We start from the raw sequence: 8,818 nt of genomic DNA, 5'->3' as shown, positions 1-8,818 counted from the left end.
GGAGGGTTACTTCAGCAGATGCTGGAATCGGAGATGGAAAGTCACTTAGGATATGCTAAACATGATTATGAACATAAAAACACTTCAAATAGTAGAAATGGAAAAAGTACAAAGACTATGAAATCAAATTTAGGACTATTTGATTTAGATGTTCCAAGAGACCGCGAAGGCTCATTTGAGCCGGCGATAGTGAAGAAACATCAAACTGATGTATCACACCTAGAAAGTGCTGTAATTGGAATGTATGCAAAAGGAATGACCGCAAGAGATATAGCAACTCAAATTAATGATATTTATGGAATGGATGCATCACCAACTCTTATTTCTAATATAACAGATAAAGTTATTCCAATACTTAAAGAGTGGCAAAGCAGGCCATTAGAATCAATTTATCCAATAATATTTATGGATGCAATCCATTTTAAAGTAAGAAAAGATAATGCTATTGTGTCGAAAGCAGCGTATGCTGTTATCGGAGTTAACCTTGAAGGTAAGAAAGATGTATTGGGTATTTGGATCGGTGCTTCTGAATCATCAAAATACTGGTTATTAGTTTTAAATGAACTTAAAAACCGTGGTATAAATGATATTCTAATAGCATGTGTTGATGGTCTCAACGGTTTTAAAGAAGCTATTAAAGCAGTATTTCCTAATACTGAAATACAAAGATGTATTATTCATCAAATAAGAAATTCTAGTAAATATTTATCTTATAAGGATTTAAAAGCCTTTAATGCTGATTTGAAATTAGTATATAAAGCACCAACAGAAGACGTCGCTTTAGCAGAATTAGATAATCTAGAAGAAAAATGGGGAGACAAATATCTAATAGCAATAAAAAGTTGGAGAAACAATTGGGATGAACTCTCAACATTTTTCAAATACCCACCTGAAATAAGAAAAATAATATATACAACAAATGCAATGGAGAGTTATAACCGCCAACTTAGGAAAGTTACTAAAAGTAAATCAATTTTCCCTAACGATGAGTCATTACTAAAGATACTTTATCTTGCAACTATTGATATAACAAAGAAATGGACGCAAGGAATTAAGGGGTGGGCTCAAATTTTAGCTCAATTATCAATCTTCTTCGAAGGTCGTTTAGACGAAGTTTTGTTTTAAAAATACCGGAACTTAACTCACTCAATCTATACATATATAATGTAATAATATTGAATAACTATAAAATTAAGGTTGGAAGTTTTATTCTACCTCCAACCTTATAAAATAAACATATTACTTTTTGAAGTTTACACGAAAGTCTTGACAGACTCTTGTTAGATTAAAAATTATATGACTTCTAAGAGCCTAAGAGTTAGATTTAATCTAGCCTTAGGCTTTTTACTGTTTTTTTAGATATATTTATCATAGGTAACAAATGAAGCTACTATTTTACTTCATGAAAAGTTATTAATTCAGTAAAGTCAACGCATCAACAGTCTTCTGTTTTTCCTTCTTCATGACATGAGTATAGATATTAGAAGTTATTTCGATACTAGCATACCCAAGTAATTTTGATACTGTTTCAACTCTAATATTATTTTCAAATTGTTAAGTGGCATAGGTGTGTCTTAATGCATGGAATTTTAAATGATCTACTTTACATCTTTTCAAAAAATATATCCAGCTCTTATCAATATTACCTGCATCTATATACTCACCAGCTTCAGTTAAAAATATGAAATCTTTATTTGTTCTGTTATAACTATCGCCACACTTTAGCATATCCTTTTTCTTTAAAGCTATAGCAGATTTTATAATTGGAATTAAATTATATGGTAAGGGGATATCTCTAACAGAAGTATGAGTTTTTGTTTCATCTAAAAATGTTTCTTTATGTTTATTGCCATCATCATCATAGACAAATGTTGTAACTAAATTTCGCCTAATACGAATTTCCAGATTAGTATAATCTATATCAGATTCTCTTAATCCCAAGATCTCACCACGTCTCATGCCAGTTGCATAGGAAATTAAAGCTATGTATCGTATTTTAGTGTCTTCTTTTTGAGAAAGTATTTTTTGCATGCTTTCTTTAGAGAAGATTGAAATATCGCTAAGATCCTTATCTATATTTTTAGCTTTATCCTTTGGAATAACAACTTTTTTACCGCCACAAGGATTTTTTAAAATATATCTGCAGTCAACAGCATAATTAAGAAATTGTTTTAAGAGTTTATTATTGTTTTTTATAACATTTCTGCTTTTTCCCTACTTATGAAGTTCATTATAATATCGTTGAATATCAATATGAATGTTTTAATAAACTAAATGAATGGAGAAATAAATTAACACATTTTGAGTTTGACTTTGAAGCAGAAGAAATAAATCATAAAATAACAGTTATTTTACCTTTGCTCTATGAGATATTCATGGATAAATTGCCTAAATTTGATGAGATAATGTTGAGTTTATATTTTCTATATAAAGATATATATACAAAAATTATTGATAATGCTAAAAGTATACATAATCTTCTAGCCACATATTTAAATAAGCTTTTAAAGATATATTTGAGCTTATATATCCATTATTTTGTTTATATATTATTTCATTTAATTTTTTTCGGCTTCATCATAGGATGGAGCAATTACTTTTTCAATTTGCTTTTTTGCACATGTATATCATCGTAGTACCTAATATAATAGTTTTTTCCCTTTTTACTAATGCTACCTTGCATTATTGTTCACCTTCATATTAGATAGTATTTCAAAATCTATAGTATTCTTATCCAATAAACTTTTTTCTTCATCTAACATCCGATCTTCTATGTGTTCTATATCTCTTAAATAAACGATTTCATCATTGAGTTTTATTTTTAAAATATACTGCCATAGCATAAAGCGTTCCCCCTAAAATTAGCGAACTTAAGTTCTATGGAAAATTATAACATTATAGAATATAAATTTCAATATTTTGGAATAAAAATTCAAATTTTTTAAAAGAAAAGATAAATATTTAATCAATTAAAGTCAAAATAATACAAAAAAACCATAGATAAGAAATCTATGGTTTTTTGCTGTGCTATTTATTTTTGGAGTTTTCAATTAATTTGTTTACATCTAAACCTACGGCATCTAGCTGCTTAAGGATATTTTGGACATCTTCAGGGGTTAATTCATGCGGATATCCTTTGTCAATTTCAATTTCTATAGTTTGATTGTGCAATGTTCCTGAGTATACTTTTGCAAGTTTATCATCAGTTCTTCCTAGAAGATAATCAGTACTACAGTCAAAATAATCAGCAATTTTAATCAAGACATCATCCTTAGGAAATCTATTCCCCTTTTCCCAATTGGTTACTGTTGCAGGTTCAACACTCATAATTTTTGCAAAGTCTTTACCTAATAATCCTTTTTCTTCACGAAGTTCTTTAAGTCTAGTAGGAAATTTACTCATATTATCACCACCCTATACGCTATACACAATTTACTAATTTATATTATAAACTATTTGCTAATTAATAAACACCAAATTAACTAAAAGATAAAATGAATTATATTAAATTAAGTAAAATATGTTGAAATTATCTAAATGATAATTTATAATGAAATAAAATTAGCGATTAGATAATATTAAAAAACTAATTATCATAATGAAAATTTAAATGAACATATATTAAGATTTAAATAATTAAAAAGGAGACTGAGGTATGTATAGTAAATTGAAAGGCATTATGGTAGAAAAAAGAATTACTCAACAGGAATTAGCTGAAAAACTTAAAATAACTGGAAGTGCTTTAAATTACAAAATAAATGGTAAATCTGATTTTAGTGTAACAGAGGCTAAATTCATTTCGAATTTTTGGGGGAAAACAATAGAAGAACTATTTATTATTGATGAATTTAACAATATGAAAACTGATAGAAACGCTTAATATTAAGTAGAAAGTTATAGATATGATCTTTTTATTAAGTGGGAATGAAATAGCACTTGTAATGTGAAGTGAATTTGTGAGGGATGAATTATTGAGATGAGAATAGGGGGATAGGGATGGAGCCAGTTTTATATACTGTGTCTGAAGCAGCAGAGTTATTAAAAGTTAATAGAAATTCTGTGTATGATCTATTAAGAAATAATGTGATTCGAGGATTAAAGCTTGGAAGTCTAAAGATAACCAGAACAGAATTAATGAAATTTTTAGAAGAAAACAATTGGAAAGATTTATCTAACTTAGAGGATATAAAAGATTTAACTTTTGGTAAGGATGTATAGAAGAAAGAGAGGATTTACAAATGAATCTTAAAGTTTTTAAATGTTATATAGATGTTTGTAAGTTAATTGAGTTGAACCCATCATGGAATGGGCTTGAAAGGTTTAGGCAATTTTATTTATGGGAGCGCGAAAATAATGGCAGATATTAAATGGATTAAATTAGCCACTAATATGCATGATGATGAAAAAATAAAATTAATAGACGCAATGCCTAAGAGGGATACAATTCATTACGTGTGGATAAGAATACTTTTACTTGGTGGAAAACTTAATTCCAATGGAAAGGTTTTATTATCAGAAGGAAAACCTCTCACTGACAAAATGTTAGCTGTATTATTTTCTAGGCCTTTAGAGGATATTAAGATTGCATTAAAAGTATTATCTAACTTTGGCATGATTCAAATAGATTGTGATAAAGTAATTAGAATTGTGAACTGGGATAAGCATCAGAACATAGAGGGAATGGAAAGGGTCCGTGAACAAAATAGAAAAAGAGTTGAAAGTCATAGAGAAAAGAAAAAAGAAGAGAAGAATCTAACTAAAAGTAATAAGGAGGAAACTCAGGAAGATCAAGTCTTAGAAGAATATATGGATTTAGAAGCAAATCAAGATTTGAATGAAAATGTAGAATTAAAAAGAACTAATAACTTAGAACGAAAGAAAGATTACTCTGCAAATTCTAGTATGGAAGAAGATAAAGCTCTAGGTAAAAATGATATATTGGAAAATTTGGAAGTGACGGAAGAAGCTTCTGAAAATACTGTGATTGATGATAAATCTAATAATGTTACTAATGCAGCTAACACTAATGGCATTATAGAAACTTCTGATAATAATTGTACTGTTACTAAAAATACTGGTAACGTTACACCAAATAAAAGTAACGTTACAGTAACGCAACAGAATAAGAAAGAGATAGAGAAAAAGAAAAAAGAGATAGATAAAGATAAAAATACAGAGAGTAAAAAGAGTACTTGTGATTTGAATAATAAAAACTCAAATTCCAATGAAGAAGTAAGCAAATCAAGCCTCTTCGACAAGCATAATAATATTAAAAGTGAATTGGGAAAAGAGGAGGATATAAATCTTAAGGTTTTAGAACTTATGCATTATCATGAAAAAATAACAGGAAAGCTAGGAGGATGCGACTATGTTGCACTTAGATCAGCTATTGATATCCATGGAGAAAAAATGGTTAAGATGGCCATGGATGTTGGGTTTGAAAAGAATTGCCCTGACATAAAGTATGCGATTGGGGTATTAAAAAACTGGAGGAGAGATGGGTATCCAGAAGATCATATGGAGGTAAAGAAAAATGGGGTTAGAAGCAATGGAAAGAGTAACACAGCAGATAAAAATGAATTTGCAGGATTCAAGCCAAAGGAACCGCGAAAACTTACAGAAGCTGAACGAAAGAGGATTGAAGCGAACCTCATATAAATGTGATAAATGCAGTGATACTGGATGGATACTTATCACTCAGGAACATATGCAGCCTCTTGCTGTAGCCTGTGAATGCAGGAAAATAGAAAAACTGAAGAATGAGTGGAAGTATTCAGGAATCAATGTTGAACAAAGTAAACTTACTTTCTCTAGCTTTGAAGTTTGGAATAATGCTTCTCAAAGAATTAAGGACACTGCAGCAGCATATTGTACTGATTTTGATGAAATAAAAGATAATAGGAGAAATAGTATTTTATTATGTGGCCAGGTTGGCAGCGGTAAAACGCACTGTAGCATTGCTGTTGCATTAAATTTTTTAAAACAAAGAATTAAAGTGGTGTACATGCCTTATCGTGATGTAATCACAAAGATAAAACAAAATATGATTGATGAAGAATATTATACTAGGACCATCTCAAAGTATCAATTATGTGAGATTCTACTTGTTGATGATCTTTTTAAGGGAAAAATCAATGAAACAGATGTAAATATTATGTTTGAAATTATTAATTACAGGTATCTTAATTTTCTGCCTATTATAGTCAGCAGTGAATTTCCAATAGATAGATTGCTAGCTTTTGATGAAGGGGTTGCTTCAAGAATATATGAAATGTCAAAAGATTATGTAGTAGAAATTGAGAAGGATATTAGTAATAATTATAGGCTTAAGTAAATTTACAATGCATAGTTCACAATGCACAATTATAGAGTGAAAAATGGCATGAAAACGAATTTTTTTGAGAATTAAGCAAAGCTAAATTATGAAGGGAAGTTATTTAAATGAAAGTATCAGGAATAGTGAGAAAACTTGATCCGCTTGGAAGGATTGTAATACCAAAGGAAATAAGAAAGGTACTAGGAATTGACGATGGAGATTCTATGGAGATAATTAAGGTTGATAATGGGGTGGTTGTTAGAAAATATATTAAAGGATGCATCTTTTGTGGAAGTGATAAAGATGTTGTTGAATTTAATGGAGCGGTTGTTTGCGATGCATGCAGAAAGGCTTTAGGGCAAGATTAAATCCGAAAAAAGGAGATAAAAAAATGGATAGCTTATGAATTTTAAAGATGAACGCTTTGGAGAAATACGATGGGTAAAAATTAATAATAAAGATTATGCTGTTGGGATTGATATAGCAAAAGCATAATGATGGAATTTCAAGACACTGTGCGGGATCCGTGAAACACGGAGCAGGTGTAGTTACTGGAAAGATGAAAGACGGAACTGATGCCATTCAAAATATAGAAATGAGTGTAATTCCTGAATGATATATATCCATTGGTAGCTAAATCTGAATTACATGGAGCAGAGAAATTTGAAGCATGGATTTTTGATAAAGTATTGCCTTATGCTACAGATGAATTATTAGATAATAATGATTTACTTGTTGCTGCAGCTACAAAATTAAAAGAAGAGAGAAGAGCTAGATTAGAAGCTGAAAAGAAAGTATAAAAAATAGAAGCTTGTCTATTATAGAGACAAGCTTCTATAATGTTACTCAAAACTAAGCTACATCAAATTTAGTAACTTGTCTTTGAGTCACTTGAGCACCAGATTTCTTAACTAAATTACCAGAATTAGCTTTGAAAACATTCTTAGCAATTACAGTATCCATAAGTGCGTTAACCTCATCTTTTGTAAGAGTAGGTTTAACTCCAGAAACACTTAAAGTACTTTTTTCACCAGCCACAGTTAAAAAAGTCATAGATAAAGAATATTCCATTTAATTTCCCTCCAATCTTAAGTAGAGAACCCGAATCTATGATTCAGTGTGAATCACTTAAGCAGACATATCAAAAGTGATGCTCCAAATCTTGTATTTGGCTAGCAGAACTTTCTCTGTGAGCATCTATGATTTGATGATGGTCGCTTACTCTGTGAGCACTCAGCGAACGAATGTGAGTCGAGTTTCATACAATATTTTTTTAGAATAAGATCTTAGGCATTTGCTAAACTAGAAGATTCATTAATAAAGTAATCTCTAGTATTGGCTTCCATAACACCTTTAATTGCATCAGCAACGGCATACACATTTTCAGGTGTAGCATCTGTTTTTATACCTGAGAAAGTTTTCTTTGTATAAATTGGGTCGCCTGCTTTGTCTAAAGCTTTTTGAACTTCAATACTGAGAGAAACAGAGTCGATAGTTTTAGTTACAGCCATAGTTTTAACCTCCTTCATTTTGTTTTCATAAAGGATATATGTTTAAATGTCTGTTATTACATAAATAGATGAAAATTATTTAAAAGATATTATTGATTACAACTCGTCAACTTGCTGCGCCATCAGTAGATGTTACTGAAAATCAAAATTTATTAAACAGCCAGATAGTAAAAGTGCGAGAACTTTCTAATGAAATAAATGTTATTTTAGGATATATTAAGGATATAACTAATCAAACAAAAATGCTTGGACTTAATGCTTCAATTGAGGCAGCAAGGGTCGGAGATTTAGGAAAAGGATTTTCTGTTGTCGCAAAAGAAATTAGAAATTTAGCAGAAAACTCTAAAGAAACATCAAAGAATATTGCTGGTTTAGTAGAAAAAATACAGACATCAATGGAAAGAACCATGCAGGTATCAAACATTACATTAGATATAACCGAGCAACAATCAGCTGCAATAGAAGAAACAAATGCTAGTGTTGAGGAAGTTACAAGTTTTACTATGGAATTAGACAAGTTGGCTAGTTTATAATATAGGCAATTACAAATAATATCTTAGGTCCCCTTATATTGGGAACCATTTTTATTATATATATCAAATTAATTTTGAAAAATGATTATTATATAGAGTTTGGATAATACGTTTTTTGAGGGCGATATTGAGTGCTAATTAGTAATTTATAGAATCGGATAAAATTAATTTTAATGTAGTTTCTATATTAACAAATATAATTTCTGAATCATATAATAATGCAGATAACATTGGATAGGAGAAGAAAAATGATTAACAAAAATGGATATTACAATGAACATGGACAATATGTGAATCCTCCAAATAAGTTTAATTGTGAATCCCACTGCGGGAATGATAGAATATGCTGCTGTTGCTGTAGATGTAGTCCGGGTTTGCCTGGACCAATCGGGCCAACAGGAGTGACAGGTCCAATCGGACCAACAGGAGTAACTGGACCAAGTGGAGCAACAGGAGTG

Annotated in this window: 14 protein-coding genes and 1 pseudogene; 10 read left to right on the top strand and 5 right to left on the bottom strand. The window is 30.2% G+C overall.

The genetic code is table 11. The annotated features are described in order from the left end of the window. Positions 1 to 1,125, top strand: a 1,125-nt coding sequence (locus tag T483_RS0128535; RefSeq protein WP_026889867.1) for an IS256 family transposase, incomplete at its 5' end; no start/stop codon positions are given. Between the two features lie 429 nt (positions 1,126 to 1,554). Here T483_RS0128535 and T483_RS32400 read toward each other — a convergent pair. The 3 genes from T483_RS32400 to T483_RS0128520 form a co-directional block, all read right to left on the bottom strand. Continuing rightward, positions 1,555 to 2,031: a site-specific integrase gene (locus T483_RS32400; protein ID WP_242841951.1), complete on the bottom strand. Its 477-nt coding sequence runs from the start codon at positions 2,029 to 2,031 to the stop codon at positions 1,555 to 1,557. A gap of 641 nt (positions 2,032 to 2,672) precedes the next feature. After that, positions 2,673 to 2,843 carry a hypothetical protein gene (locus tag T483_RS31445; RefSeq protein ID WP_155268563.1) on the bottom strand — a complete coding sequence of 57 codons (171 nt, stop codon included), beginning with the start codon at positions 2,841 to 2,843 and terminating at the stop codon, positions 2,673 to 2,675. 184 nt (positions 2,844 to 3,027) lie between these two features. After that, the gene (locus T483_RS0128520; protein WP_026889866.1) at positions 3,028 to 3,402 is read right to left on the bottom strand and encodes a helix-turn-helix domain-containing protein; all 375 of its coding nucleotides are present in this window, start codon (positions 3,400 to 3,402) and stop codon (positions 3,028 to 3,030) included. A gap of 253 nt (positions 3,403 to 3,655) precedes the next feature. Here T483_RS0128520 and T483_RS0128515 point away from each other — a divergent pair, with 253 nt between their 5' ends. The 7 genes from T483_RS0128515 (at position 3,656) to T483_RS32395 (ending at position 7,116) form a co-directional block, all read left to right on the top strand. Beyond that, on the top strand, positions 3,656 to 3,880 hold the full coding sequence (locus T483_RS0128515) for a helix-turn-helix transcriptional regulator (RefSeq protein ID WP_026889865.1): 225 nt from the start codon (positions 3,656 to 3,658) through the stop codon (positions 3,878 to 3,880). Positions 3,881 to 3,996: 116 nt separating this feature from the next. Continuing rightward, positions 3,997 to 4,218 (top strand): helix-turn-helix domain-containing protein, encoded by a 222-nt coding sequence (locus T483_RS0128510; protein ID WP_026889864.1) that lies wholly within the window; start codon positions 3,997 to 3,999, stop codon positions 4,216 to 4,218. 20 nt (positions 4,219 to 4,238) lie between these two features. After that, entirely contained in the window at positions 4,239 to 4,367 is a 129-nt protein-coding gene (locus T483_RS32580) for a hypothetical protein (RefSeq protein ID WP_278247504.1), read from the top strand. Continuing rightward, a complete protein-coding gene (locus T483_RS0128500) occupies positions 4,354 to 5,658 on the top strand; it encodes a phage replisome organizer N-terminal domain-containing protein (RefSeq protein ID WP_026889863.1) in 1,305 nt (434 codons plus the stop codon). The genes T483_RS32580 and T483_RS0128500 overlap by 14 nt, the downstream gene beginning before the upstream one ends. A gap of 49 nt (positions 5,659 to 5,707) precedes the next feature. After that, positions 5,708 to 6,334, top strand: coding sequence for an ATP-binding protein (locus tag T483_RS0128495; RefSeq protein WP_026889862.1), 627 nt, complete (start codon positions 5,708 to 5,710; stop codon positions 6,332 to 6,334). A 107-nt stretch (positions 6,335 to 6,441) separates the two neighbouring features. After that, entirely contained in the window at positions 6,442 to 6,684 is a 243-nt protein-coding gene (locus tag T483_RS0128490; RefSeq protein ID WP_026889861.1) for an AbrB/MazE/SpoVT family DNA-binding domain-containing protein, read from the top strand. Between the two features lie 258 nt (positions 6,685 to 6,942). Further along, positions 6,943 to 7,116, top strand: coding sequence for a hypothetical protein (locus tag T483_RS32395; protein WP_242841950.1), 174 nt, complete (start codon positions 6,943 to 6,945; stop codon positions 7,114 to 7,116). Between the two features lie 52 nt (positions 7,117 to 7,168). Here T483_RS32395 and T483_RS0128470 read toward each other — a convergent pair whose 3' ends face one another. Continuing rightward, positions 7,169 to 7,387, bottom strand: a complete 219-nt coding sequence (locus T483_RS0128470; protein WP_026889860.1) for a DUF2922 domain-containing protein — start codon at positions 7,385 to 7,387, stop codon at positions 7,169 to 7,171. Positions 7,388 to 7,602: 215 nt separating this feature from the next. After that, positions 7,603 to 7,827 carry a DUF1659 domain-containing protein gene (locus tag T483_RS0128465; protein ID WP_012058448.1) on the bottom strand — a complete coding sequence of 75 codons (225 nt, stop codon included), beginning with the start codon at positions 7,825 to 7,827 and terminating at the stop codon, positions 7,603 to 7,605. Positions 7,828 to 7,919: 92 nt separating this feature from the next. On the opposite strand from T483_RS0128465, the gene T483_RS30020 reads away from it, so the two are divergent. After that, positions 7,920 to 8,360, top strand: coding sequence for a methyl-accepting chemotaxis protein (locus T483_RS30020; protein ID WP_242841949.1), 441 nt, complete (start codon positions 7,920 to 7,922; stop codon positions 8,358 to 8,360). Between the two features lie 248 nt (positions 8,361 to 8,608). Further along, positions 8,609 to 8,818: pseudogene (locus T483_RS31850) on the top strand (hypothetical protein); the annotation flags it as partial.

It is taken from the genome of Clostridium beijerinckii HUN142, from assembly GCF_000621745.1.
Taxonomy (GTDB): domain Bacteria; phylum Bacillota; class Clostridia; order Clostridiales; family Clostridiaceae; genus Clostridium; species Clostridium beijerinckii_A.
This window is presented reverse-complemented; position numbering and strand designations above follow the sequence as displayed.